We start from the raw sequence: 26128 nt of genomic DNA, 5'->3' as shown, positions 1-26128 counted from the left end.
AAATAACAATATGTTCAAAAAAGTTTTAGTTGCCGAAGATTTAGATAGTATAAGTATAGCCGTTATTCAAGTGCTTGAAGATCTTAAAATACCCGTAATTGACCATGTTAAGTACTGTGATGACGGGCTTTTAAAAATAAAAAAAGCATTAACTGACAATGAACCGTATGACCTACTAATTAGTGATTTATCTTTTAAGACTGATCACCGTAAAACATCTCTTAATAGCGGGGAAGAACTAATAGAAGCGATTAATGAGGTACAGCCAAAATTAAAGAAAATTGTATTTTCGATTGAAGATAAATCATACCGTATCAAATCTCTATTTAATGATTTGGGTATTAATGGTTATGTTTCTAAAGGAAGAAACAGTATAAGCGAGCTAAGAAAAGCTATTGAAGGTACTTTTCAAAACGAAGAAAAAATCCTTTCATCAGACTTATCTTTTAATTTTACAGATAAAGCCTTAATTGAAATCGAATCTTATGATATTTCTATTTTAAAACTTTTAGCTAAAGGTTATATTTTAGAAAACATCTCCAGTGAATTTAAATCTTCTTCTATTACTCCAAATGGTACGAGCAGTATAGAAAAAAGAATCAATAAATTAAAAATATATTTTAAAGCCAACAATAATGTTCATCTTATTGCAATTGCAAAAGATTTTGGTTTAGTATAAAAAATAATACCATTTACGGCTTTCCGTAAGGAAATGATTTTATATAAATCTAATTTTGTGTAATAATCTATTAATTAACCTGATGAAAGCCAAGAATAACATTTTTTTTGATGAAAGTTTTTATCAAAAATTAATTTCAAAAATATATACAACTAATAACAAAATACTTATGAAAACAATGTTGCTATGTATTTTTTTATCGATAAGTTTTGTCTTTATCTCAGAAAAGAGCGGATGGCTTAAGATCGAATGGAAAATGGTTTTTATACCAGCACTTTTGGTTTTACAAATTATAATTATTGGAACCGCTCTAAAAAACAGATACAAAAAGCATTAAAACTTAGTAAAAGTGAAATTTTGAAATGCTTATATTTGATATTTTAAATACTGCATGAAAAATACTCTAAGCCTCATTTTCTTTTTTTATAGCGTTTTCCTTTTTTCTCAAATCAAAATTGTTTCCTGGAACATTGAAAATTTTGGAAAATCTAAATCCCAATCTGAAATAAATTTTATTGCCACTACCGTTCAGGATTACGATATCATTGCTCTTCAGGAAGTTGTGGCAGGATATGGCGGTGCACAGGCGGTAGCAAAACTTGCCGCAGTTTTAAACGAAAAAGGATCTCATTGGGACTATACCATTAGTGATCCAACAAGCAGCAGCAGTTATAAAACGGAACGTTATGCTTTTATCTGGAAAACCAGCAAAGCACAATTAAAAGGGAAACCCTGGCTGGAAAAAAAATACCATCTTGAAATTGATCGTGAACCTTACTTTGCTACATTTAAAGTAAATAAAAAGCTTATAACACTTTCCAATTTTCACGCCATCACCAAAAGTAAGCAACCTGAAACAGAAATTAAATATTTCAAATTTTTACCGGCTGAATATCCTGATCTAAACTTAATTTTTCTGGGCGATTTTAACTGCCCTCAATCACATACTGTTTTTAATCCTTTAAAAAAAATGGGTTACACCCCTATTCTGCAAAATCAGAAAACAACTTTGAAACATAAATGCAGGGAAAATGTATGTCTGGCGTCAGAATTTGACAATATGTTTTATCGATCAAATACCTTACATTACATTAATTCTGGTATAATTCCTTTTTACAAAAAATTCGATTCACTATCAGAAGCAAAAAAAATTTCCGATCATATTCCGATTTGGTTTGAGTTTTCAATAAACTAAATTATGTTTTCAGCTTTTTCTTTCTTGCAGCAGGAAACAAAACATTGTTTAGAATCAATCGATAGCCCGGAGAATTAGGGTGCAAATCAAGAACAGTTGGCGGATCTCCAACCTGATGTTGAAAATCTTCCGGATCATGTCCGCCAAAAAAAGTAAACATACCTTTTCCTTTTTCTCCATGAATATATCTTGATTCACCATTAATTTCGCATGTCCCCATTATTAGAACATTCGATTTTATTAATGAAGTGTCAAATGAAGTAGTTTGTCCCATGAAACCCTTTACGAGCTGTGTATGATTTTGACATAACATACTTGGAATTGGATCCCATTTTGCCGAGAATTCCATCAAAGTAAAATAATCTTTGTCCATAGGAACTCTTCGTTTAGTAGTCATATCAATATCTGAAAACTCATAAACCTCAGGTCTTCTTTCTAAAGTAAAGTTTTTAAAGGCAAAAGAATTTCCATAATCCAGTTTTGACTGATAGTTTGATTCACTTGCATCACCATCAAACATTGCTTCGCAAATATCAACTCCATCGGCAGAAAGTGCAATATCAAAACTGTCTGTTGCAGAACACATGGCAAACATAAAACCACCACCTATTACAAAATCACGGATTTTTTTGGCGACTGCTCCCTTTTCTTGTGAAACTTTGCCATATCCAAGTTTTGTTGCCAGAGCTTCTGCATCTCTTTTCTGATCAATATACCAGGGTGTATTTTTATAGGCAGCATAAAATTTACCATATTGTCCTGTAAAATCTTCGTGATGCAGATGTAGCCAATCGTAAAGCAGCAATTGATCACTTAAAACTTCTTCATCATAAATTGGAGTAAAAGGAATTTCCGCATAAGTTAATACTAACGTTACTGCATCATCCCATGGTTGTTTACCTTTTGGAGTATAAACCGCAATTTTGGGCGCTTTTTCTAAAATAACAGATTCCATATTTTGCGAAGGACTCGAAATTTCGTTCAAAATTGCAGCCTCTTCACTATCAGAAAGCACTTCAAAACTTACACCACGAATTTTGCATTCTTTTCTAATTTCTTCAGCATCAGGCAATAGAAAAGAACCTCCTCTATAATTCAGAAGCCAGCTGGCCTTATAATCCTTACTTAAGCACCAATATGTAATTCCATAAGCTTTTAGATGATTCTGCTGCGTTGTTTCGTCCATTGGAAGTAAAATAAACGAAGCACGTGCTGATAAGGATAGTAGAAATAAAAAAATACAAACCAAACTCTTCTTCATGCGAATATTATTTTAGTAAAGATATAAAGGAAGGATCAAAAAACACCATACATCACTTTGTTTTATGGCAATTAGAATTGTTAAATAAAATAGCGAAAACTATTTTGCAAAAACACGTAAAAACACGCATTTCGCAAAAGTTTTTTCTACTTACATTTGGTAACCCAAATCATTGAAAAATAAATCAATAAAAAAGAAGACGATGAAATTCAATGAGAGAAATAACCAACGTAATGGGCTTAATATAATACAGAAAATAGGTATTTGCGTTCTTGTAGTGACAATCATTTTTTATTATATATTGTCAATTCAATTTTTAACAAGCAACTAATTAGAGTGTCAGTACTGCAATTTCATTCTGAATAGCATACACTACTAATCCTGCTATATTTCTGGATTCTGTTTTAAGTAATAAGTTATTGCGATGTCCCTCTACCGTTCTTGGACTTAAAAAAAGATGTTCTGCAATTTCTGTAGTTGTTTTTTGTTGACAAATAAGCTGAAGAATTTCAATTTCGCGAGGAGAAAGAAAGCTTGTTTCTAATTGCCCTTTCGAATTTTTTGATGAAACAATGGTCTCTTGTATAATTCTCAGAACATTTTCGTTATAATAAAATCCTTTTCTGGCAACCTCGTTTATAGTATGAATCAGATCTTTAGGAGTTGTGTTTTTTATAAGATATGCAACAGCACCAACCTGAATCATATTTGCAATAAATGATTTGGTATCATAACTTGTAAGCGCAATTATTTTAATATCCGGATAGGATTTTCGAATAATTTTTGTGGCTTCAACGCCGTTTAGGACCGGCATTTTCAGATCCATAATAATAATATCTGGTTTATCTTCAAATTTTTCCAGATTCAAAATAAGTTCTTCGCCGTCTGATGCTTCAAATATTATTTCGATATTATGTTCTCGCTGTAATAAAAATGCAATCCCTTTTCGAAATAAAACTTCATCATCAACTAAAGCAATTTTAATAGCCGCATTCATTCTTAGTTTAGTTTTTAGTCTTTGGTCTGCCGAAATTACGAAATAAGTAGCATAAAATAGCGAAGTAATCCTATATAATATATAAAAAGCCTGTTTATATAGAAATTTAGACTTTAAAATGTGAAAATTACGGCAATCCCTTTATTTAATTCTGATGTAATTTCGATTGTGCCATCTAAAAAAGAGATTCGGCTATCGATGTTTTTCATTCCTAATCCTTTCTGATTTTCACAATTTTTGGCATCAAACCCAATACCATTATCTTTATAATTACAAGTATTAGCTTCACCAATATTGGCAAACGAAATCCAAATTTCATTTGCTTTGCCATGTCTAAGCGAATTATTCATTAACTCCTGCAAAATTCTAAAAACATGCAAATGCCGATCGATTTCTTTTTCATCAAAATCGATATTGTTAGTATAATGAACTTTGACTGATTTACTGCTTTCAAATTCTCCGCATAACTCTTCAATTCCCGCATTGAGTCCAAACTTCTCAAAAACTGGCGGTAATAAATTATGGGCTATTTTTCTTGAATTCTCAAGTGCTTTTGCAGTAAGATTTATAACATTTTCGGTAATCTCTTTGGTTTCGTCTTCAGACAAATTAGGAGCTGAAAGCAAATGAGTATTTAAAGAAACAATATTAAGTTTAGAACTGATATCATCATGCAAATCCTGAGCAATTCTTTTACGTTCTTCTTCTTGTGTAAAAATAACGGCATGCAACTGTTCTTTTTGATATTGCACCATCAGATCTATTTTTTCAAGTTCCTTTTGAATTATTTTCTTTCTGGAAAAATAGAAAAATATAATTAATGCAACTGCTACAACAATAAAAAAAAGGGATGTATACAGAATTATAACAACAAGTTCTTTTTCAGGAATTGAATGATTACCCATATATATTAGTTATTGCTTAAATCCATCTTTGGTTTGTCAAAAAATGTTACTTTCCACTCGTATAAAATAAACAAATAGTATATTAAAATAAAAAATGCATTTACTAACCAAATTATATATTTAAAATCTGCACTAAATTCTAAAGCAAGGTTCCCCACTACATATAATACTGTACTGGTTAACAAATAAAAAACTAAACCTATACTGATATAATAGTATTCTTTATTTTCTGTAAGCATATTATAGAAATGAATCAAGGCAAAAACAACGATCAATAAATTTGTTAAAGTAATCACGAATAAATTAAATTTAAAAAACTGATCTGAATCTATAACAAATTGCACGCCTAAAACTACCAAAGCCGATATTATGCTGGCTTTTACAAATAACTTTTGCTTTTTTATACGCATCAATGAATTGTAAAACAGTCCTAACCATAACATTTGCCCTATGAAGAATACGTTAATTACATACAAATTATGTCCTCTGAGAAAATATATAATCTCCATGTAAAACTGGAGCAAAAAAATAAAAGTCAGATAAGACACAAAAAAAACATTAGCTTTTCCCTTTCGGAAAAAGCTATATGAATATAGTATAAGATTTATTAATAAAATCAAATAACCTGAATAAATTAAAAAATCAATCATTTTTTTATATCAAAATGGAGGGCAAGGGCGTGATCCGTCATAAGCAACTTCTTCATCACCTTCAAGATTATCTTCTTTTGTCGGAGGTCCATAAACAGGTATAAATTTACCTTCTGCGTCCTTTTTCGCTCCAACAAAAAGCAATGTCTTTTCATTGTCATCATTAATTCCAATATAAGCTAAAACAGCTTCTGTTTTAAGCTCCAGTACTTTTTTCAAACTTTCTCTTGGAATTAAATAAGCTTTTACTTTGTCTTTAGCTTTTTCGGTAGCGAAATCATCGTCATCATACCTTTTTTCCCACTTTTTTGCAGTTGAGACCGGAACGTGAATAGGCCCCGGAAATTTTTCTTCACTCATGATTAAATTTGTTTTTGGTTATTATTTAATAGTCCAATCTTCTAGAATCGGCATGCTAAACTACTGAATTTTATTAAGAAATTTAACCTTTTAACATAAAAAAAAGCCTTATAGAAAGGCTTTTAGTAAATATTGTTAAAATGGAACATCGCTGTCATCATCGTCATCATTCAGATTACTACCAAATGCTTCGTTTGCAGAAGGCAGATTATTTGTAATAAACGAACTGTCATCATGATTCATTTTTGACGGCAAATCATCATAGTTACCCGAAAACTCATCAAGGTTATCAAATTTCCCTAAGTGTCCTAAAAATTTCAAACGAATGTTTTCAATACCACCATTACGGTGTTTTGCAATCATAATTTCAGCTTGACCAGCAGTTGGCGAAGCTTCTTCATCATCCCATTCCTCGATTTTGTAATATTCTGGTCGGTATAAAAACGAAACGATATCGGCATCCTGCTCAATCGCTCCAGATTCACGAAGATCCGAAAGTAAAGGTCTTTTACTAGATCCACGCGTCTCAACGGCACGCGACAACTGAGAAAGTGCAATAACCGGAACGTTTAACTCTTTTGCCAAAGCTTTTAAGTTTCGGGAAATTGTCGAAATCTCCTGCTCACGATTTCCTCCTCCTTTAGAATTCCCTCCTGCAGTCATCAACTGCAAATAATCAATAATAATAATCTTAATACCGTGTTGCGACGCTAAACGACGGCATTTTGCTCTTAAATCGAAAATAGAAAGTGAGGGGGTATCATCAATAAACAAAGGCGCTTTCTCTAAATCTTTTACCTTCGTACTCAACATTGTCCATTCATGAGGCTCTAATTTTCCGGTACGCAATTTTTCTGATGACAATCCTGTTTCAGAAGAAATAAGCCTTGTAATTAACTGAACAGATGCCATCTCCAGAGAGAACAAAGCTACTCCATGTCCATATTGGATAGCAATATTTCTAGCCATAGAAAGTACAAACGCCGTCTTTCCCATTGCAGGTCTGGCCGCAATAATAATTAAATCACTCGGTTGCCATCCTGATGTAAGCTTATCCAGATTGTGAAAACCTGTTTCAACACCACTTAATCCCTCTTTTTTAGAAATCTCTTCAATTTTCTTTTTAGCTTGTAAAACTAAACTCTGTGCGGTTTCAGAACTACGCTTGATATTTCCTTGTGTAACTTCGTATAATTTAGATTCAGCTTGATCCAATAAATCAAAAACATCTGCACTTTCATCATATGATGCTTCAATAATTTCTGAAGAAATTCTAATCAAACTTCTTTGAATAAATTTTTGAAGAATGATACGAGAGTGAAATTCGATATGCGCCGAAGAAGCAATTTTCTGCGTAAGCTGAATCAAATAAAAATCTCCACCCGCCAAATCCAACTTTCCGTTTTTCTTTAACTGAGCCGAAACTGTTAAAATATCGATTGGCTGCGTTTCTGTAAAAAGCTGCAAAATCGCCTCAAAAATGTGTTTATGTCCATCTTTGTAAAATGCATCGGGTTGCAAAATATCAATTACATCATCTACCCCTTTTTTATCGATCATCATTGCCCCAAGAACAGCCTCTTCCATCTCTAATACTTGCGGAGGAAGTTTACCTTTTTCGAGATTAATAATAGTGGTTTTATCTACCTTTACAGGATTTACATTCTTGAAATTTTCCATATAGCGAAAGTAACAAAATTTAAAAAAAAATTGTTATCTAGTTATAACTATTAAATGTTTATAAATATTTTCCTTTTGTTGATAACCAAAAAAAAATCCGAAACCGCAGGGCTTCGGATTTTTTATCATATTGTATGAATTTACTCTTTATACTCACCCATATTGCTGTATTTGTCCATTCTTTGGGCAATTAGCTCGGCTGTTGATAAGTCTTTCAATTCGTTATATCCTTTGGTGATGTATTCTGCTACTGTTTTAAAGGTAGTTTCGCGATCGTAGTGTGCTCCGCCAAGTGGCTCAGGAATTACATCATCAACTAGTTTTTGTTTTTTCATGTCAGATGAAGTCAATTTTAAAGCATCTGCAGCACGTTCTTTGTACTCCCAGCTTTTCCATAAAATTGAAGAACATGATTCTGGAGAAATTACAGAATACCAGGTATTCTCTAACATATAAACTTTATCTCCAACACCAATTCCTAATGCTCCACCAGAAGCACCTTCACCAACAATAATCGTAATAATTGGCACTTGCAAACGAACCATTTCAAAAATATTTCTTGCAATAGCCTCTCCTTGTCCTCTTTCTTCGGCTTCAAGCCCAGGATATGCACCCGGAGTATCCACTAAAGTAAGAACCGGAATTCCGAATTTCTCTGCCATTTTCATCAAACGCAAAGCTTTACGGTACCCCTCAGGGTTTGCCATACCAAAATTACGGTACTGACGTGTTTTAGTATTAAAACCTTTTTGCTGACCAACGATCATAAACGATTGTCCGTTTATTTTTCCAAGACCACCAACCATAGCTTTATCATCTTTAAAGTTACGATCACCATGAAGCTCTAAGAATGTATCACCGCAAATTGCTCTGATATAATCTAAAGTATAAGGTCTATTTGGATGTCTTGACAATTGTACACGTTGCCAGGCAGTAAGATTTTTATATATTTCTTTCTTAGTCTGTTCTAATTTCTTGTTGATTTCTTTACACGTTGGCGTAACATCAACATCAGATTCTTTTCCAATTATAACGCACTTTTCTAATTGTTCTTCAAGTTCTTTTATTGGAAGCTCAAAATCTAAATATTCCATGGATTTTTGAATTTTGTTTTTAAATCGAACCGCAAATATAAAAATATTATATCATTGGCGAAGTTAATTGTTATTTAAAGTATAAAAATGCTTTTTAAAAATAAGGAAACTATTACACGTTTTCTTTCTTATTTTGGTAATGTTTGAAAACACCATTGAGAATCACAGTGATAATAATTATGACTGCTCCTATGTAAAATTCAACACTCATTTTTTCTTTTCCTCCAAGAATAAAATAAGCCAGTACAATTCCGTACACAGGCTCTAAATTAGTCGTTAACATTACCGTATAAGGAGTCAGTCTCTGCATTACTTTTACTGATGCTGTAAATGCATAAGCGGTACAAATTGAAGCCAAAATAAAGAGTAAACCCCAGTTATTTAAGGACATTGTAAAGAAATCGGCATTAAATTTTCCTTGTACTAAAAAATAAATAGTAATAAAAAACACACCGGCACCAAACTCGTAAAATGTAATTACAGATGGTTCATGATCTGATATTAATTTCCCATTCATTAAAGTAAATAAAACACCCAAAATTATTGCGGCTAATGCATAATAAACGCCTGTAAGATATTTAATCTCAACCTGCAATATCAAGGCTAAACCTGCAATAATAATCAATCCGAAGAAAACTTCATACCACAACACTTTTCGTCCAAAGAAAAGCGGTTCTAATAAAGACGCAAAAAAGGCTCCCAATGAAAATATGGAAAGTGTAATTGAAACGTTTGAGACATGAATTGCTTTAAAAAAGAAAATCCAATGTAAAGCAATCAACAAACCAACAAAAATCAATTTAAAGAGCTCTTTTATTGGAACCTGGAAGGACTGTTTTTTATAGATAATAAATACTCCAAGAAAAATCATTGCAAGAAGCATTCTAAACCAAACCAAATTTTCGGCATCGATTGTAATTAAGGCTCCTAAAATGGCTGTAAAACCCCAGATAAAAACAATTAAGTGAAGATTTAAATAACTTTTTAAATTATCGTTTCGCATTGCGTAATAAGTAAACTGCTAAAATTCCAAAAACAATATTCGGGAACCAGACAGCTAATAATGGTGAAAATGTAGATTTTTCGGCAAGAGTACCAAATATTTTATCAAAAAATACAAATGAGAAAGCAATTGCAATTCCGATAGCTAAATTGGTTCCCATACCACCACGACGCTTCATAGATGAAACCGCAACGGCAATAATAGTCAAAATAAAGGCAGAAACAGGTACACTGTATTTTTTATACAGAACTACCAAATACGTATTAATATTCCCGGAACCTCTTTTTCGTTCTTTTTCAATAAAGTCAATTAATTTCCCTAAAGAAAGTGTTTCTGCAATATAAACAACCGGTGTTAAATCTGCCAGTTCAAATTTAAATTTAACTTCTTTTTCCGGATTCTTTTCGATTACATCATTCAATTCGCCAAGCGTTCTTTTAGTATAATCGTATAAAATGTAGGTTTTCTTTTTTGGATCCCATTTAATACGGCTGGCCGTAATTTTATAGGTTAATTTCTCTTTATCGAAATGTTCTAACGTAAAATTAAAAGCTGTTTTTGATTCTTCGTTAAAACTATTTACAAAAATAAAATCATGGTCATTAATCTGGCGGTAAACATTGGTGTTTTCGCCACGCATAAGCTCTTTACCATTTCCTTTTAAATACGTATATCTAAAATTATTAAAGCCCTCACTCGCCGCAGGAACAATAAAAAACCCCATTAAAAGTACAAAAACCGAAACGATTGAAGCCCCAATAATATAAGGTCTCAAAAAACGTGTAAAAGAAATCCCGGAACTTAAAACCGCAATGATTTCTGTATTATTTGCCAATTTTGATGTAAACCAGATTACCGACAAAAACAGGAATATCGGAAATAACGAATTAGCAAAGTAAACCGTAAAATTGTAATAATAGATCGCAATATCCATAAACGGAATCTTGTTTTCCAGCATTTTATTCACCTTTTCAGAAACGTCAATTACAATTCCAATCGGAATAAATAATAAGATCATCACCGAGAAAGTGGCTAAATATCTTTTTAAAATATACTTATCTATTATCGTCAGCATATATTTATTTGTTTGTTTTGTTTGCTTCGCCTGTTCGAGCAAAGCTCTCGAGTCAAGTTTCAAGTTTCAGGTTCTGTAGAGAACTTGAAACCTGAAACTTAAAACTTGAAACTTTTTTATTTAAAGTCTTTGACTCATATTCTTAACCATCATCTCTTTCCATGGTCTAAAATCGCCAGCTAAGATATGTTTTCTCGCCTCACGAACCAACCACATATAAAAACCTAAATTATGAATCGTTGCAATTTGTTTTCCAAGATATTCGTTGGCAGCAAATAAATGACGTAAATAAGCTTTTGTATACTCCGTATCAACAAAAGTATGTCCCATTTCGTCAATTGGAGAAAAATCAGCTTCCCACTTTTTATTCTTGATATTGATAGTTCCGTTTGCTGTAAACAACATACCATTTCTGGCATTACGCGTTGGCATAACACAGTCAAACATATCAATTCCTAACGCGATATTTTCTAAAATATTAATCGGAGTTCCAACACCCATTAAATAACGAGGCTTATCTTCAGGAAGAATTTCGCAAACCACTTCAGTCATCGCGTACATTTCTTCAGCAGGCTCCCCTACTGATAATCCACCAATAGCATTTCCTTGCTGCCCCGCATTTGCAATATATTCTGCAGATTGACGACGCAGATCTTTATAAGTACTTCCCTGAACAATTGGAAAAAACGTTTGCTCGTAACCATATTTATAAGGCACCTTATCTAAATGATTAATACAACGATCCAACCAACGGTGAGTCATATGCATAGAACGCTGAGCATATCTGTAATCACATGGATATGGTGTACACTCATCAAAAGCCATAATAATATCGGCTCCAATGGTGCGCTGAATTTCCATTACATTTTCCGGAGTAAAAAAGTGATACGAACCATCAATATGCGATTTGAACTTTACACCTTCTTCTTTAATTTTTCTGTTTGAAGAAAGAGAATATACCTGATATCCACCAGAATCTGTCAGAATATTACGATCCCAATTCATAAATTTATGTAATCCTCCTGCCTTTTCAAGAATTTCTGTCTGCGGACGTAAATATAAATGATACGTATTTCCAAGAATAATATCCGGATTAATATCGTCTTTTAATTCACGCTGATGCACTCCTTTTACAGAAGCTACCGTTCCAACAGGCATAAAAATAGGCGTTTCAATTACGCCGTGATCTGTAGTTATACTTCCTGCTCTCGCTTTCGATTGCGGATCTTTTTGTAATAAATCAAACTTCATCTGTTTCTTTTTTCAGTGCGCAAAGATAAGCTAATTTCAGGGAAAATTAATTAGATAATTTGGCAATTAGAAAATTAGATAATCAACCTGAAACCTGAAACAAAGAAAACCTGAAACTTGGGATTTGGATTTTGTTTTAAAATTTGAAATTTAATAATTTGGGCGTTCCCTTCGGTCGGGCTATCCGCTACAAGTCCTCGCACTTCCTTCGTCAGGCTGTGGGCTTTTCACTACTATCCCTAACGCAAAAAGACGTGATGCTTCCATAATATTTTTTTAAATTTGAATAAAACTATTGTCAGGCTGAGCGAAGTCAAAGCTGGGCAAAGTAGAACCATCACAATCACAAAAAGTAAAAATCCGTTTAAACCCGCATCCCGATAGCTATCGGGACCGCGTGCCATTTACTCATCGCAAAAAAACAAAAAGAAAATGAATTTAGCTCAAAAACTCGGATATCCAGAAAACACAAAACTTCTAATGATTCATGCCGATGATGCAGGATTATCTCATTCAGAAAATCAGGCCACTATACAAGCACTTCAAAACGGATCTGTAAACTCTTATAGCATAATGGTACCATGTCCATGGTTTTTTGAAATGGCCGAATTTGCCAAAAACAACCCAAATTATGATTGTGGTATTCATTTAACACTGACTTGCGAATGGGAAAATTATAAATTCGGCCCTGTTCTTCCTATTTCTGAAGTTCCTGGTTTAGTGGATCAAAACGGTTATTTTTACAAAACCCGAAAAGATTTCAAAAACAACGCAAAGCTTTCTGAAATCAAAAAAGAATTAACTGCTCAAATAGAAAAAGCTTTGCAATTCGGAATCCAGCCCACACATCTTGACTCACATATGTGCAGCGTTGGAGTAAGTCCTGAAATTTTAGAAATCTATAAGGAACTCGGAAAAACATATAACTTACCTGTTTTCATCAATAAAGACTTTATAGAATCAGTTAGCTTATCTGATAAAAAATATGATTTTACAAATACTCTTTTAGCTGATAATCTTCTGATTGGATATTATGCCGATTTCGAAAAGGGAGAACTTCGAAAATCATATGAAAAAGCTTTAGACAATGTTATTCCGGGATTCAATGTTTTCTTGCTTCACCCTGCTTTTGATGATTTTGAAATGCAGGGTATCACAATTAACCATCCAAACTTTGGATCAGAATGGCGTCAGATTGACTTTGACTTTTTTACTAGTTCAGAATGCAGAGCGAAACTAAAAGAAAATCAAATTCAATTAATTACATGGAAAGAGATTTCTACAGTTAAAGAATTTATCCATTAGAAAATGTGATAATTTCTTTTTTATGCAAATACTATAATATCCTGATTTTGAAAATATAAGAACAGAACGCATAGATTTCTTAACTTTATAAAACATTTTAAAGCATATAAATCATGATAAACTCAGAAGATAAAAACCCGGCAAAAGAAGATCAAATTGAAAAAAATCTAGAAGATTTAAATTATCCCGCGAGCGAAGATATTTACAATCGGGAAGACAAATTAGAAGACATTGATCCGGAAGAAATTTCAAGTGACAAAACTATCAGTCAGGACAATCACGAATGGAAACAAAATAGTGACAAACTAGGAAACGACCTGGATGTTCCTGGCTCAGAACTCGATGATGAGCAGGAAGAAACAGGATCAGAAGACGAAGAAAACAATTTCTACAGCGAAAGCGATACCAATTAAACTTACATAACCTTAATCACTTTTGCCACAGATTATATTGACAAGCACTGATTTTTTTATATGCTTAATCCTTTAATCTGTGGCAAAATTGCATCTATACTTCTCTAAACTTCTATATTTTTTTTTGAAATCCCAATTTCTTTACTCAATTAAGAATAATACTCAAAAAAAATAGTATAATTAATCCCTTTTTATACGATTAATAAAAAACATACGAAATTTCACAATTACAGCAAACTAAAGCAGAAAATCATTTGTCTCCCCGCAAAATAACAATTACTTTTGCCCCAGTTTAACTTTTACATACAAAATGAAGCCTAACACACAACAATTAAGCGATTTAACTATCCAAGTAAGAAGAGATATTCTTCGAATGGTACATGCTGTCAACTCAGGTCACCCAGGTGGTTCTTTAGGTTGTACTGAATTTTTGGTAACCTTATACCAAAATATTATGGAGCGCAAAGAAGGTTTTGATATGGACGGAATTGGAGAAGATTTGTTTTTCCTTTCAAATGGACATATTTCTCCTGTATTTTATAGCGTTTTAGCACGTAGCGGTTATTTTCCTGTTTCAGAACTAGCAACTTTCAGACTATTAAACTCTCGTTTACAGGGACACCCTACAACTCACGAAGGTTTACCTGGAGTTCGTATAGCTTCTGGTTCATTAGGACAAGGTTTATCTGTTGCTCTTGGTGCTGCTCAGGCAAAAAAATTAAATGGAGACAATCATTTAATTTATTCTTTACATGGAGACGGAGAATTACAGGAAGGTCAAAACTGGGAAGCTATTATGTATGCCTCTGCAAAAAAAGTAGACAATATTATTGCTACTATTGACCTTAACGGAAAACAAATTGACGGAACAACAGACGAAGTTCTACCAATGGGAAGCATTCGTGCTAAATTTGAAGCTTTTGACTGGGATGTTTTAGAAATTAAAGAAGGAAATAGTATAGATGCTATTCTTGCCGGACTAAATGATGCTAAATCAAGAACAGGAAAAGGAAAACCAGTTTGTATTTTACTACATACAGAAATGGGTAACGGAGTTGACTTTATGATGCATACACATGCATGGCACGGAAAAGCACCAAACAATGATCAATTGGCAAGTGCTTTAGCTCAAAATATTTCAACTTTAGCGGATTATTAAAAAAAGCTATAAGCTGTAAGCCATAAGCCATAAGCTTATTGCCTAAAGCTTACTGCCTAAAGCAAAAAACAAAAATGAAAAAATACGAAAATACAGGAAGTAAAGATACTCGTTCAGGTTTTGGAGCGGGAATGACTGAGTTAGGTCAAAAAAATGAAAACGTTGTGGCATTATGCGCTGATTTAATTGGATCATTAAAATTTGATGATTTCAAGAAAAATCACCCGGAGCGTTTTTTCCAAATCGGAATCGCTGAAGCCAACATGATCGGAATCGCTGCTGGTTTAACAATTGGAGGAAAAATTCCTTTTACAGGAACTTTCGCCAACTTCTCAACAGGAAGAGTTTACGATCAAATTCGTCAATCTGTTGCTTACTCTGATAAAAACGTAAAAATCTGTGCTTCTCACGCTGGTTTAACACTAGGAGAAGATGGAGCAACACACCAAATCTTAGAAGATATCGGACTAATGAAAATGCTGCCGGGAATGACTGTAATCAACACTTGCGATTACAATCAGACTAAAGCTGCTACAATTGCATTAGCAGATCACCACGGACCTGCTTACTTACGTTTCGGTCGTCCAGTTGTTGCTAACTTTACTCCTGCTGACGAACCATTCGTAATTGGAAAAGCAATTTTATTAAACGAAGGAACAGATGTAACTATTATCGCAACAGGACATTTAGTTTGGGAAGCTCTTATTGCTGCAGAAGCTCTTGAAGCAAAAGGAATCTCTGCTGAAGTAATCAACATTCACACGATCAAACCTCTTGACGAAGAAGCTATTCTTAAATCGGTTGCAAAAACAAGATGTGTAGTTACTGCAGAAGAGCACAACTACCTTGGAGGTCTTGGAGAAAGCGTTTCAGGCGTATTAGCTTTAAACAATCCAACTCCACAAGAATTTGTAGCTGTAAACGATAGTTTTGGTGAATCTGGAACTCCGGAGCAATTAATGGAAAAATACAAATTAAACAATCAGGCGATTGTTGAAGCTGTAGAAAGAGTGATCAAAAGAAAATAATTTTTTACTTTCTTACTTTATAAAAAAACCTCGAAATTCACATTTCGAGGTTTTTTGCTTCTTTAATATATTTTTTAATACCAAGACAACTCAATAGACACCGAAGGTGCCGGAGCTACAACTACTAAAGTACATACCAATGGCCCTGAAATAGCAAAATTCGGATACCAAAAATCTGGATGAGTAGGTGCAGGCGGTCGATTCCAGCTTGATAATAAAATTGTCTGTGTTCCACTTATTGCTGAATAAGTATATACATCAGGAACTGACCAAACTCCACTTGCAGGTGATCCCGAAAAATCACTAGTTAGATTTCGTTGATTAGCAGCCTCTTTCCAAGTACATCTCCAAGTAGAACATGATCTATATTGCAAAATAGAACGAATAAACATTTTACTAGATTGAAACTGATCATTAAGATAAATTGTTTCATTAAATAGATCGACAACATGCCTAAGCCTGCTTCCATTATAATTCATTTCTTGAGATGCGAAAGTTCTAATTCTATTCTCGTTAGGAAATAAATTTTTGCCAGTTAAATTTTGATTTAATTTTGACAACCCTGTTATTTGCCCATAAATTTGAAGTTTATTTTTAAGACTTAAAAGCTCATCAGATGACTTACTTTTATCTTCTTCAGGCAACACGTAAAAAGCAAGTTCATTCAACCATAATATTTTGCTCCCAATTTTCACTTTAGCATCAAAGTTTAAAGTAGCTTTTAAAGCATCAGAATAAACCAACCTAGATTCTGGCACGACATCTTCTTCTATACCTTCGGAGCTATCTGATGATTCAAGCAATGAAATCAGTTTTTTAGAAGATACCCAATTTTTAAGCTCATCCGTACTTAAGCCTGCCAGATCAGAGTACTCTTTAACAAATGATTCCTCATCTTTAAAAGACAACATATTACCATCTAAAACTGAAAGCTGATCTTTTACCGAAACTTGTTCAACAGATCCCTCATCATTACTGCAGGAAAAAAAACCTGCAACCAAAAACAATACAATTAATTTTTTCATGATTATTAGATTTTAATTATTAATCTTACAAACATATAAAAACAAACAATATTTATATTATTTTTCCTACAATAAAATAAAAATTAACATATACTGATACAATAAAAAAAACCTGTTTGATTGTTTCAAACAGGTTTTTAAAATATCAATTCAATAAATATTTTATTTTATCGCATGATGATTTTTATCAACATGAAGTCTTAGTCGACCTGGAGAGATGTAATCAACAGTTCCATCAGAAGCAACCGCTGGAATTCCCCAAGTCTCCGTTTCATCAATATTTGGCGTTACAGGGCTATCCGGAATTGGATCATAAGGATAATATTTACTAATTCCTGTAACAGGAGCTCCCGTTGGCTTTGTTATTTCAAACAAAGTGGTATATCCATCTCCATCATCATCAATATCAAGAAAATCCGGCGTTCCATCCCCATCTGTATCGTCAATTAAATTCGCAGGTGGATTAGGATATAAAGTCTTATTACTAAAATCATAAACATAACCATCATGATTAACATCTTCGTTAAAATCAAAAACACCGTCACGATCATGATCAATGCGAGCCAAGTCCATTAATTTAAAACTAAAAACTAAAGGAGAATAAGCAGGGATATTTGTTTGAGATGATCCATAGTAAGCTAACCCTGAAGGCAAAAACATAACACCTGCACCAAAATTATTATAAGTAACTACACCCGAAGCATCAGGCGCTGAAGCAGTTCCTGTCTTAAACTTCGGGAAAATTTCTTTCCACCCATCAACAAAAACACCTCTGTCACCCAAACCATCCAAATCCCAATATCCTGGTATATTATTAGAACTGTCAAACTGAGTCCCGTTCAATAAATTTCCAACATAAGTATTGTAAACTCTATCAGTATTTACAGGTGAGTGACCAGTACCTTCTCTTAATACCAGATAGTACACTTTATAAGTAATGTTATCATTATAAACATCTCTGGTCAACAACTTTGGAAAAGTCTCACTGTTAAGATATGACATAATAGAAGGCTGCGTAGCAGGATCTGTAATCTTACTTATAGTTACATCCTGATCTTGTGGAGTACCCGGAGCATTAGTAACTGTAATATAATTTCTATTTAAATATTTAATAATAGAATCATTATCTGCCTTATATTGCTCTGTATAATCACGCAAAGGGACTACCACTACCTCATCATCATCTTTCTTATTACAAGAAACGATAGCAATACCTGCCAGTAATAATACAAAGTAATATTTAAATTTATTCATTATTGTGGATTTTTTAGGTGCGCAAGATACAATATTGATTTATTTTTGTAAAGAATTTAACTTCGAATTTAGAAAAATTATGAGAATAGATAAATACTTATGGTGCGTGCGTTATTACAAGACCAGAAACATGGTTACCGAAGCCTGCAAAAAAAACCATATTACAGTAAATGGGCAGGTTGCCAAACCTTCAAAAGAAGTTTTCCCTACAGATAAAATCACTTTTAGAAAAGATCAGATTACACAAATCATTACCGTACTTGATATTCCGGAAAGTCGTGTGGGCGCAAAACTTGTTGATATATATCGCAAAAACGAAACGCCACCGGAAGCTTATGCACATTTAGAACTTTTAAAACTATCTAAAGAACATTATCGCAAAAGCGGCACCGGAAGACCTACTAAAAAAGACAGAAGAGATATTGATGAATACGGAAATGAAATTTTTGATGAGGAAGAAACGGAATAAATTCCAAATTTCAAATTCCAAAACTTTACAAAATCAAAAACTCAACATTAGAATTTCTATTAAAAAAATTGGAATTTGGATTTTTTATATTGGAATTTGGATTTTTTATATTGGAATTTAAAATTAGTTATATTAGCAAAAAAATTACACCATGAGCAAGAATATCATCTTAACCAATCAGGAAATCGAACACAAAATCAAACGTATCGCTTATCAAATCTACGAAACTTTTGTTGACGAAGAAGAAATCGTGATTGCCGGAATCGCTTCAAACGGATCTGTTTTTGCTCAAAAAATTGCCTTAGCTTTAAGTAGTATATCAACATTAAAGGTTTCAACCTGCGATGTTAAAATAGACAAACAAAATCCGCAGCTGCCAATTCAGACTTCATTGACCAAAGAAGAATACCAAAACAAAGGCTTAGTATTAGTGGATGATGTACTAAACTCGGGCACTACACTAATATATGCTGTACGTCATTTCTTAGACGTTCCGCTTAAGAAATTCAAAACAGCAGTCCTAGTAGACAGAAATCACAAAAAATACCCGGTAAAAGCCGACTTTAAAGGCATTTCTTTATCAACCTCTCTACTAGAACATGTTCAGGTTGTTTTTGATGACAACGGCGATGATTATGCTTTTTTAAGCTAAGATCTTCAAAATATCCTCAACAGTTTCTTCGACGGCTTTATTATCAACCGACACTTTGTACTGTGCATGGTTATAATAAAAGCTTCTGTCGAACAAATGCTTTGCGATAAACTCTTTCATTTCCTCTTCATTCATATCTGCAATTAAAGGCCGTTTGCTTTTGTTTTGCACTAATCTGTTATATAAAGTATCAATTGATGCTTTTAAATATATAGAAACGATATCTTCATTTTGAAGTAATAAATGATTATTAGCATAACAAGGCGTTCCTCCGCCTAATCCAATAATATTATTTTCTGAAGAATGAAGTAATTCGACAAACATTTCGTGTTCTAATTTTCGAAAATACACCTCTCCATGTTTAGAAAAAATTTCATTTATAGACAAGTTTGCTCTTTTTTCGATGCAAGTATCTAAATCCAGAAACGGAATATTTGTAATTTTTGACAAGTTTTGGGCAATTGTTGACTTTCCGCAACCCATATAACCTAATAACACTATTTTTTTCATATTAATAAAACCTTATAAACTAAGAAGTTGGAAACTTTTTGTAAAAAAAGGCAAATTTATAATAAAAATGCTTGGAAACTTCGAAAATAACTCCTTATATTTGCACCCGCATTCAAGAAACGAATATGACTCGATAGCTCAGTCGGTAGAGCACATCACTTTTAATGATGGGGTCCTGGGTTCGAGCCCCAGTCGGGTCACAAAATTTGTGATTAACAAAATAAGTTTCTTGAAAGCAATGACTCGATAGCTCAGTCGGTAGAGCACATCACTTTTAATGATGGGGTCCTGGGTTCGAGCCCCAGTCGGGTCACAAAGGTCGGGTAATTTATTTTACTCGACCTTTTTTCATTTTTGGCCACGTGGAGAAACGGTAGACTTGCCATCTTGAGGGGGTGGTGCTCGTAAGGGCGTGTGGGTTCAAATCCCACCGTGGTCACATTAAAAAAGGAAAAGCCTGAGAATCTGGATTCTCAGGCTTTTTTTATGATTCGAAAATCATACTGATATTTTGTGGTTTTAAGAACGTTAAATCAACTACTGCAAATTGCTTTAATAATTAACAATCTCCAATTTATATCCAATGCCATGGATATTAACAATATTTACTAACGGATCTTTATCCAGTTTCTTACGAAGTTTTGAAACAAACATATCCAAACTTCTTGTAACTATTATACCCTCATTTGTCCATACTTCTTTCTGCAGTATGTTTCTTTCGATAATTTTATTGGGAGATGAGAAAAAAATATGCAGCAATTTTGACTCTTTTGACGTTAATAAAACTTTTACACCTTCATAATCAACGTAATGTTGTTCGTAGTAAAAAATATATTTTCCAATTTGAATATTTTTAGCAGACTCTTTTTTAGGAATTACTTTTTCTTTTTTTCTGTTAAATAGGTACCAAAGCAAAGCAGATAAAACTAAAATTACAATAACAAAAAAGGTAGATTTATTGTTTAAAAAAGCATTTTCATTTGAAGCAAACTTAATAGCAATATTGTAGCAATTATTAGGTATGCTTCTTCCAATACATGGAATTATATTTTCTTTATTATCTAATGATATTAAAAAACTATAGATAATTTCCTTACTTGAGCATTTAAATACATTTACAGAATATTCACTTGGAAAGGTACTTTTCTTAATATTTCTCTGAACAATTGTTACCAGTGAATCTGGCACAAAAGAAAACTCATTTTCAAAATTAATTTGAAACTCATTTGCTGATAAAATTTTTATCGGCATTACTTTAGAAATGCTATCCTTAGAGCTATTCAGTAATTCATGACCAATTTTTCTTAGTAGTATTTCGTTTCTTGGATTCTCAACATATGATTCTTGCAGAAAGGCCGGATAAATAAAAATTATTAATAAAACCAGTACCGGTATAAATAAGGTAAATAGGTATTTTTGTTTCATGATTCAAAAGTATTTTTTTTGAAGCTTAATAAAAATAGATTTAATAAAAATTTACTTTTTTTACATTTCTTTTACATTATACATTCTACTGTATTTACAAATTGACTGTAGGTTTGCCAGAACAAAACAATACAGTCATGACAAAAATATTTACTTCAAATGGAACTTGGGATAATGGTATTTTTATTATCCGAATAGCAGTAGCTTTTTATATATTCAGACATTCTCTAGAATTGTTTGATATACATATACTCATTAAATTTCTAAAGGAAATAAATTTTCCGTTTCCCGTTTTTTTCGCGTATGCTGCCAAAATTATTGAGTTTATAGGATCAATATTATTAGCCGCAGGTCTTTTTACTAAATTTATTACACCACTATTAATTACTGTAATGGCAGGTGTTATTTATACCATGAGTGAGGGCGATATTTTTAATGGAGAACTTCCTTTTTTATTTGCTCTGCATTTTGCTTTATTCTTTTTTATTGGACCAGGAAAATGGAGTTTAGATTATTTACTATTCGATAAAGAAAACAACAAAAAAGCATAATATTTTTAAAGACGAACTGAAAATAAAAACAGGTATTTATGAAAATAAAAAATGAGCTCCTTAAATGCATAACTCTACTAATAATACTCAATAATCAACTTTTTGCACAAGATACTATTAGTAAAAAAATCCTTTGGACTACCGATTGGAGTTCTGATGGGAAATTCATAGCTATTGGAGGAAACTTAGACACTTTGAAAATTTATAATGAAAAGAATTTTAAATTATACAAATCATTCCCAATAAAAAGTACAATAACTCGCATAAAATGGCATCCATCAAAAAATAGTATTGCAGTTGCAACCCAACTATCGGAAGATAAATCATGCATTATAAATTTGGATACCAATGAAAAAATTGAATTGAACGGAATCTCTCCCGATGGCGCAAGAGGAATAGACTGGAATTATACAGGGGAGTATTTAGTTGTTGCTGACAATAACGGACAAGTATTGATTTACGATCCAAAAGGTAATTTAATAAGGCGTTTTAAGAATGAAAACAGCAAAGGAATTACCGCTGTTGATTGGCATCCCAAAAAAAATATAATGATAACAGTTTCAGACAAAATACGGTTGTTTGACATTCAGGGTAATTTGATAAAATCAATTAAACACAGAACAGAAGAAGTGATGCTGTTGAGTGTTACCTGGCACAAATCAGGTTCGTTTTTTGTAACAGGCGACTATGGCGACAGACAAGATAAATCATTACTTCAATATTGGAATGAGAAAGCTGAACTTTTAAGGTCAATTGATATTAGCAAAGGTGAATACAGAAATTTAACCTGGAATCCAAAAGGAAGCAGATTAGCAACAGCAAGTGATGCATTAAGAATTTTCGACGTTAAAGGCAATCTTATCTTAGAAGGAAACTCTAAAGATTATTTATGGGGCGTTTCCTGGAATAAGGAAGGGAACAGAATTATTACATCAAGCGTGGAGCAAAATGTAATACTTTGGAACGACAAAGCTGAAAAAATAATGACGATACAATAAAGAACAAAGCCAACATACTCTTAAGCGATTTTATGCAACACTTACAAATGATTCTTATATCGTAAAAAATAGATTGGAAACTATATTATTTGCAAAATCAAAAACATCTATCTCTTATTAATCCTGTTAAACCTTCCAATAAAAGACCCGATTCCTGCATTAACAGGATCAGTATAAAAAAAACAACCAATCTATCCTATTGTAAAATAGACTTTTATAATTTATTCAAAAAAAACCTCAAAAAAAGGCTTTACAAGCTAAATAAAGTACTTATATTTGCACCCTCATTAGAGAAAACAATGACTCGATAGCTCAGTCGGTAGAGCACATCACTTTTAATGATGGGGTCCTGGGTTCGAGCCCCAGTCGGGTCACAAAAGGTCAAGTATTAATTTACTTGACCTTTTTTCTTTTTAGCTCATGTAAAGAAACGGCAGAATCCCATTTTGAAGAAATAGTACTACTCACAAGGACTTAGTATTCAAATTCCAGCATGGCCATAAAAGCGGAAGTCTCTATTCATAAAGGTTTCCGCTTTTTCATTTTAAATCAACTAGAGCACACATTATGTTCTCATATTGCTTCAAAAATCATTTATATTTACAAAACTGTAAACAAAAAGCTACTACAATAATTAACGTTAGAAATAAATTTATGAAGCACAAAATTTTACTTTACGTTTTAACTATTCTCATTTTATACTCTTGTCAAAAAAATAACGACAAGCAATTGACTAAAACCATACTTGGTGAATGGAAGTATATCAAAACTGAAGATCAAAGAAAGCCCAAAAAAAGCAATGATGTTATAATCCCACCACCATGGCCTTTTGGCAACCACATAAAAGGATTTGTCTTTTCAGAAAACAATTTGTGTGAAAACAAATTTGGATATTTCAAAAGAATCAAAGCAACCGAAAGAGAAGACAGAAAGATCTTTTTTTTAGGAACTGAAACTAAATACAAAATTGAAAATGACAGCTTAAAAATTTTTGATTTAGAAACTAAAACTTGGGAAAATCAAAAAATACATTCAATTATCGGAGACACATTAACGATAAAAGTAGACGACAGCATCTTTGCAAAATACGCAAGAACAGAACCCAAAATCAATTCAAATGAAAACTATGACAAAATTATAGTTTCGTCTTCCGGCTGCTACGGTTCTTGTCCAGTCTCAAGTATAAGCATTGATAATAATGGTAATGTCTTATTTTATGGACAATATTATAATACTCAAAATGGATTTTTCAAATCTAAGATTTCAAAAAATGAATATCAAAAAATTCAAACTAGTTTTAAAAAAGCTAACATAAAAAAACTAGAAGATGATTATCACGGAAGCTGGACAGATGACGAGACGATCACTATAACATTTATTAAAAACAATAAAATAGTAAAATCCATCAGTGATTATGGAGGAGTATCTCCGGTTGAATTAATTTGGGCTTATACACCTGTTAGATATTTATACCAACAAGTAAAACTGACCCCATTAAAAGCTGAAAAACCTTTACTCTCCATGTGGCGAATAAGTTTTACGAAAGGAAATCAAATTTGTGATCTCTCTAAATCTGAAAGTTTTTATCTTTTTACAGAAATATTTAAAGGAAAAGAAACAGCTTATAAATTCGAAAACAAATACACAATTGGATTTTGGAACGATCAAGACAAAAAAGAAACAATTTATACAGACGGAAGGTATTTTAAATACAAAGACAAAACTATTGACATTGGTTATGATTTTTTGACTGTAAATAATCTAACTGATAAATTTAGACAGAAGGACAAGTACGACTGATAAAAGCTTTAAAAATACAGCTGTACTTCACTTAAAATCTGCCAATAACTTCACAGAATACTCGAATTCTTTGCAATAAAGCTTAAAAGTAAAAAACCTATTTCATTATGAAATAGGTTTTCTAGTTTACATTATGCCCGAATCAATTCAACACATTGTCGTTTTGCAACGAATTCTCCACTTCTGCAAGCTTCGTGATCCTATTTCTACAATATTTCTCAATTTCAAAAGCATACATAATACTTCCAAGATTTAGCTTTGTATTAGACAATACTTTTTTGTGATTACGGGTAACATAAACTCCGGTTTTTAATTTAAAAATTATATTGCCGTCCTGTTCCGTTCCAAATACTTCAATATCATCAGTAAAATCTTCCCAGGGAAACGATTTTACTTCTTTCCAGCTATAACGAATTAGCCTGCTTTCGGTTCCAATGTAATATCCGCCTGATTTAAACAGTCCTAAAAAACCCAGCGAACCAACTATAATTCCCGGCAATAGAAAAACACCAAAATAAATAAACAAACTTTTCAATGGAGACAAATCATCACGACAAACTTCAGTTGGAATTCCATCAATCGAAATTGTAGTACATTCTCCACTAAACAATTCCCAAACAAAACCTAAAAATATCAAACAAATAACCAGAATCCAGCAAACACCAAAACCAATAACCGACCAACAATTCCTGATTGGCTGGTCTTTTTTGGCTTTTACAAAAAATTCAATTTTTTCATTTCCAAGCGCTTCTTGCAATACGTCCGGGATAGCAATATTTTCAACCATACTTTCTTTAACTATTTAACTCCTATAAGCAAAACTCAAAACTTCTTTTACAAGTCTTGTCTTTTTTTGCTAAAAGTAAAACAAAGCCGTTTAAAATATTTTCTCAAAGGCAATAATTTTTGTTTCCTTCATAAATCCCAATAAATTCAAAGTCTAAACCTTACTAACACTCATCATTAAAACCACATTTTCAATTATTTACAAAATAAATACATCAAAATATTTGCGTAGCTAAATAACTACACATATATTTGTAGTCAAATAACTTCACAAAATGAATTTAAGAAGAGATGTATTTCAGGCCATAGCCGATCCAACCAGAAGAGCTATATTACTTTTGGTGACTTCGCACTCCATGACAGCGGGAGCGATAGCCTCCAATTTTGACACCGCACGTCCTACAGTTTCCAAACATTTAAAGATCCTGACAGAATGTGAACTACTCCAGCAAACGCAAAATGGTCGTGAAGTTCATTACACAATCAATGCAGAAAGAATGCGGGAAGTAGCAGAATTTATCGAACCGTTCCGAAAAATGTGGGACGAGAGATTTAATAAACTTGAAACTATAATGAAAAACTATAAACCAGAAAATTAAACTA

Annotated in this window: 27 protein-coding genes and 4 tRNA genes; 16 read left to right on the top strand and 15 right to left on the bottom strand. The window is 32.6% G+C overall.

Annotated elements, in window-relative coordinates:
• Positions 1 to 10 precede the first annotated feature (10 nt).
• Complete coding sequence (locus OLM51_RS07420; RefSeq protein ID WP_264553697.1) at positions 11 to 679, top strand: response regulator; 669 nt, start codon at positions 11 to 13, stop codon at positions 677 to 679.
• 391 nt (positions 680 to 1070) lie between these two features.
• The gene (locus OLM51_RS07415) at positions 1071 to 1874 is read left to right on the top strand and encodes an endonuclease/exonuclease/phosphatase family protein (RefSeq protein WP_264553696.1); all 804 of its coding nucleotides are present in this window, start codon (positions 1071 to 1073) and stop codon (positions 1872 to 1874) included.
• A gap of 1 nt (position 1875) precedes the next feature.
• Here the strand turns inward: OLM51_RS07415 and OLM51_RS07410 are convergent, their stop codons facing one another.
• The 10 genes from OLM51_RS07410 to tgt all read right to left on the bottom strand — a co-directional run bounded on the left by OLM51_RS07410 (position 1876) and on the right by tgt (position 12150).
• The gene (locus tag OLM51_RS07410; protein WP_264553695.1) at positions 1876 to 3135 is read right to left on the bottom strand and encodes an asparagine synthetase B; all 1260 of its coding nucleotides are present in this window, start codon (positions 3133 to 3135) and stop codon (positions 1876 to 1878) included.
• A gap of 331 nt (positions 3136 to 3466) precedes the next feature.
• Positions 3467 to 4132, bottom strand: a complete 666-nt coding sequence (locus OLM51_RS07405) for a response regulator transcription factor (protein WP_264553694.1) — start codon at positions 4130 to 4132, stop codon at positions 3467 to 3469.
• Between the two features lie 113 nt (positions 4133 to 4245).
• Entirely contained in the window at positions 4246 to 5037 is a 792-nt protein-coding gene (locus tag OLM51_RS07400; RefSeq protein ID WP_264553693.1) for a sensor histidine kinase, read from the bottom strand.
• Positions 5038 to 5042: 5 nt separating this feature from the next.
• Positions 5043 to 5447 carry a hypothetical protein gene (locus OLM51_RS07395; RefSeq protein ID WP_264553692.1) on the bottom strand — a complete coding sequence of 135 codons (405 nt, stop codon included), beginning with the start codon at positions 5445 to 5447 and terminating at the stop codon, positions 5043 to 5045.
• Positions 5448 to 5696: 249 nt separating this feature from the next.
• Entirely contained in the window at positions 5697 to 6047 is a 351-nt protein-coding gene (locus OLM51_RS07390; protein ID WP_264553691.1) for a hypothetical protein, read from the bottom strand.
• 135 nt (positions 6048 to 6182) lie between these two features.
• A complete protein-coding gene (dnaB, locus tag OLM51_RS07385; RefSeq protein WP_264553690.1) occupies positions 6183 to 7727 on the bottom strand; it encodes a replicative DNA helicase in 1545 nt (514 codons plus the stop codon).
• A gap of 140 nt (positions 7728 to 7867) precedes the next feature.
• Positions 7868 to 8821: an acetyl-CoA carboxylase carboxyltransferase subunit alpha gene (locus OLM51_RS07380; protein ID WP_264553689.1), complete on the bottom strand. Its 954-nt coding sequence runs from the start codon at positions 8819 to 8821 to the stop codon at positions 7868 to 7870.
• Between the two features lie 112 nt (positions 8822 to 8933).
• Entirely contained in the window at positions 8934 to 9824 is an 891-nt protein-coding gene (locus OLM51_RS07375; RefSeq protein WP_264553688.1) for a DMT family transporter, read from the bottom strand.
• Complete coding sequence (locus OLM51_RS07370; RefSeq protein ID WP_264553687.1) at positions 9811 to 10899, bottom strand: LptF/LptG family permease; 1089 nt, start codon at positions 10897 to 10899, stop codon at positions 9811 to 9813. Before OLM51_RS07370 ends, OLM51_RS07375 begins: the two co-directional genes overlap by 14 nt.
• A gap of 120 nt (positions 10900 to 11019) precedes the next feature.
• The gene (gene tgt / locus OLM51_RS07365) at positions 11020 to 12150 is read right to left on the bottom strand and encodes a tRNA guanosine(34) transglycosylase Tgt (RefSeq protein WP_071634924.1); all 1131 of its coding nucleotides are present in this window, start codon (positions 12148 to 12150) and stop codon (positions 11020 to 11022) included.
• A gap of 432 nt (positions 12151 to 12582) precedes the next feature.
• On the opposite strand from tgt, the gene OLM51_RS07360 reads away from it, so the two are divergent.
• From OLM51_RS07360 to OLM51_RS07345, 4 genes are all read left to right on the top strand, one after another.
• Complete coding sequence (locus OLM51_RS07360; protein WP_264553686.1) at positions 12583 to 13455, top strand: polysaccharide deacetylase family protein; 873 nt, start codon at positions 12583 to 12585, stop codon at positions 13453 to 13455.
• 113 nt (positions 13456 to 13568) lie between these two features.
• On the top strand, positions 13569 to 13868 hold the full coding sequence (locus OLM51_RS07355) for a hypothetical protein (protein WP_264553685.1): 300 nt from the start codon (positions 13569 to 13571) through the stop codon (positions 13866 to 13868).
• Positions 13869 to 14178: 310 nt separating this feature from the next.
• Positions 14179 to 15027: a transketolase gene (locus tag OLM51_RS07350; protein ID WP_264553684.1), complete on the top strand. Its 849-nt coding sequence runs from the start codon at positions 14179 to 14181 to the stop codon at positions 15025 to 15027.
• 74 nt (positions 15028 to 15101) lie between these two features.
• A complete protein-coding gene (locus OLM51_RS07345) occupies positions 15102 to 16055 on the top strand; it encodes a transketolase family protein (protein ID WP_264553683.1) in 954 nt (317 codons plus the stop codon).
• Between the two features lie 74 nt (positions 16056 to 16129).
• On the opposite strand, the gene OLM51_RS07340 is transcribed toward OLM51_RS07345, so the two are convergent.
• Both OLM51_RS07340 and OLM51_RS07335 read right to left on the bottom strand, forming a co-directional pair.
• Complete coding sequence (locus tag OLM51_RS07340; protein ID WP_264553682.1) at positions 16130 to 17080, bottom strand: hypothetical protein; 951 nt, start codon at positions 17078 to 17080, stop codon at positions 16130 to 16132.
• Between the two features lie 162 nt (positions 17081 to 17242).
• Positions 17243 to 18334, bottom strand: a complete 1092-nt coding sequence (locus OLM51_RS07335) for an FKBP-type peptidyl-prolyl cis-trans isomerase (RefSeq protein WP_264553681.1) — start codon at positions 18332 to 18334, stop codon at positions 17243 to 17245.
• 79 nt (positions 18335 to 18413) lie between these two features.
• On the opposite strand from OLM51_RS07335, the gene OLM51_RS07330 reads away from it, so the two are divergent.
• The gene (locus OLM51_RS07330) at positions 18414 to 18803 is read left to right on the top strand and encodes an RNA-binding S4 domain-containing protein (protein WP_264553680.1); all 390 of its coding nucleotides are present in this window, start codon (positions 18414 to 18416) and stop codon (positions 18801 to 18803) included.
• Positions 18804 to 18954: 151 nt separating this feature from the next.
• The gene (locus OLM51_RS07325; protein ID WP_264553679.1) at positions 18955 to 19455 is read left to right on the top strand and encodes a phosphoribosyltransferase domain-containing protein; all 501 of its coding nucleotides are present in this window, start codon (positions 18955 to 18957) and stop codon (positions 19453 to 19455) included.
• Here the strand turns inward: OLM51_RS07325 and OLM51_RS07320 are convergent.
• Entirely contained in the window at positions 19447 to 19965 is a 519-nt protein-coding gene (locus OLM51_RS07320; protein WP_264553678.1) for a shikimate kinase, read from the bottom strand. The two genes, OLM51_RS07325 and OLM51_RS07320, sit on opposite strands and share 9 nt — an antisense overlap.
• A gap of 127 nt (positions 19966 to 20092) precedes the next feature.
• Here OLM51_RS07320 and OLM51_RS07315 point away from each other — a divergent pair.
• The 3 genes from OLM51_RS07315 (at position 20093) to OLM51_RS07305 (ending at position 20404) form a co-directional block, all read left to right on the top strand.
• A tRNA-Lys gene (locus tag OLM51_RS07315) sits at positions 20093 to 20165 on the top strand.
• A 40-nt stretch (positions 20166 to 20205) separates the two neighbouring features.
• Positions 20206 to 20278: transfer RNA gene (locus OLM51_RS07310), tRNA-Lys, on the top strand.
• 43 nt (positions 20279 to 20321) lie between these two features.
• Positions 20322 to 20404: transfer RNA gene (locus OLM51_RS07305), tRNA-Leu, on the top strand.
• Between the two features lie 113 nt (positions 20405 to 20517).
• Here the strand turns inward: OLM51_RS07305 and OLM51_RS07300 are convergent.
• Positions 20518 to 21390 carry a helix-turn-helix domain-containing protein gene (locus OLM51_RS07300; protein WP_264553677.1) on the bottom strand — a complete coding sequence of 291 codons (873 nt, stop codon included), beginning with the start codon at positions 21388 to 21390 and terminating at the stop codon, positions 20518 to 20520.
• Between the two features lie 137 nt (positions 21391 to 21527).
• On the opposite strand from OLM51_RS07300, the gene OLM51_RS07295 reads away from it, so the two are divergent.
• From OLM51_RS07295 to OLM51_RS07280, 4 genes are all read left to right on the top strand, one after another.
• Positions 21528 to 21941 carry a DoxX family protein gene (locus OLM51_RS07295; RefSeq protein WP_264553676.1) on the top strand — a complete coding sequence of 138 codons (414 nt, stop codon included), beginning with the start codon at positions 21528 to 21530 and terminating at the stop codon, positions 21939 to 21941.
• Positions 21942 to 21979: 38 nt separating this feature from the next.
• On the top strand, positions 21980 to 22939 hold the full coding sequence (locus OLM51_RS07290) for a WD40 repeat domain-containing protein (RefSeq protein WP_264553675.1): 960 nt from the start codon (positions 21980 to 21982) through the stop codon (positions 22937 to 22939).
• Between the two features lie 301 nt (positions 22940 to 23240).
• Positions 23241 to 23313, top strand: a tRNA-Lys gene (locus OLM51_RS07285).
• 280 nt (positions 23314 to 23593) lie between these two features.
• A complete protein-coding gene (locus OLM51_RS07280; RefSeq protein WP_264553674.1) occupies positions 23594 to 24739 on the top strand; it encodes a DUF6438 domain-containing protein in 1146 nt (381 codons plus the stop codon).
• 142 nt (positions 24740 to 24881) lie between these two features.
• Here OLM51_RS07280 and OLM51_RS07275 read toward each other — a convergent pair whose 3' ends face one another.
• Positions 24882 to 25526: a hypothetical protein gene (locus OLM51_RS07275; RefSeq protein WP_264553673.1), complete on the bottom strand. Its 645-nt coding sequence runs from the start codon at positions 25524 to 25526 to the stop codon at positions 24882 to 24884.
• 274 nt (positions 25527 to 25800) lie between these two features.
• On the opposite strand from OLM51_RS07275, the gene OLM51_RS07270 reads away from it, so the two are divergent.
• Positions 25801 to 26124 carry an ArsR/SmtB family transcription factor gene (locus OLM51_RS07270; protein WP_264553672.1) on the top strand — a complete coding sequence of 108 codons (324 nt, stop codon included), beginning with the start codon at positions 25801 to 25803 and terminating at the stop codon, positions 26122 to 26124.
• Positions 26125 to 26128 lie beyond the last annotated feature (4 nt).

It is taken from the genome of Flavobacterium sp. N2038 (genome assembly GCF_025947185.1).
Classification (GTDB): Bacteria; Bacteroidota; Bacteroidia; order Flavobacteriales; family Flavobacteriaceae; genus Flavobacterium.
Note: the sequence above shows the minus strand (reverse complement) of the source record. Positions and strands in the feature narration are given on the sequence as shown.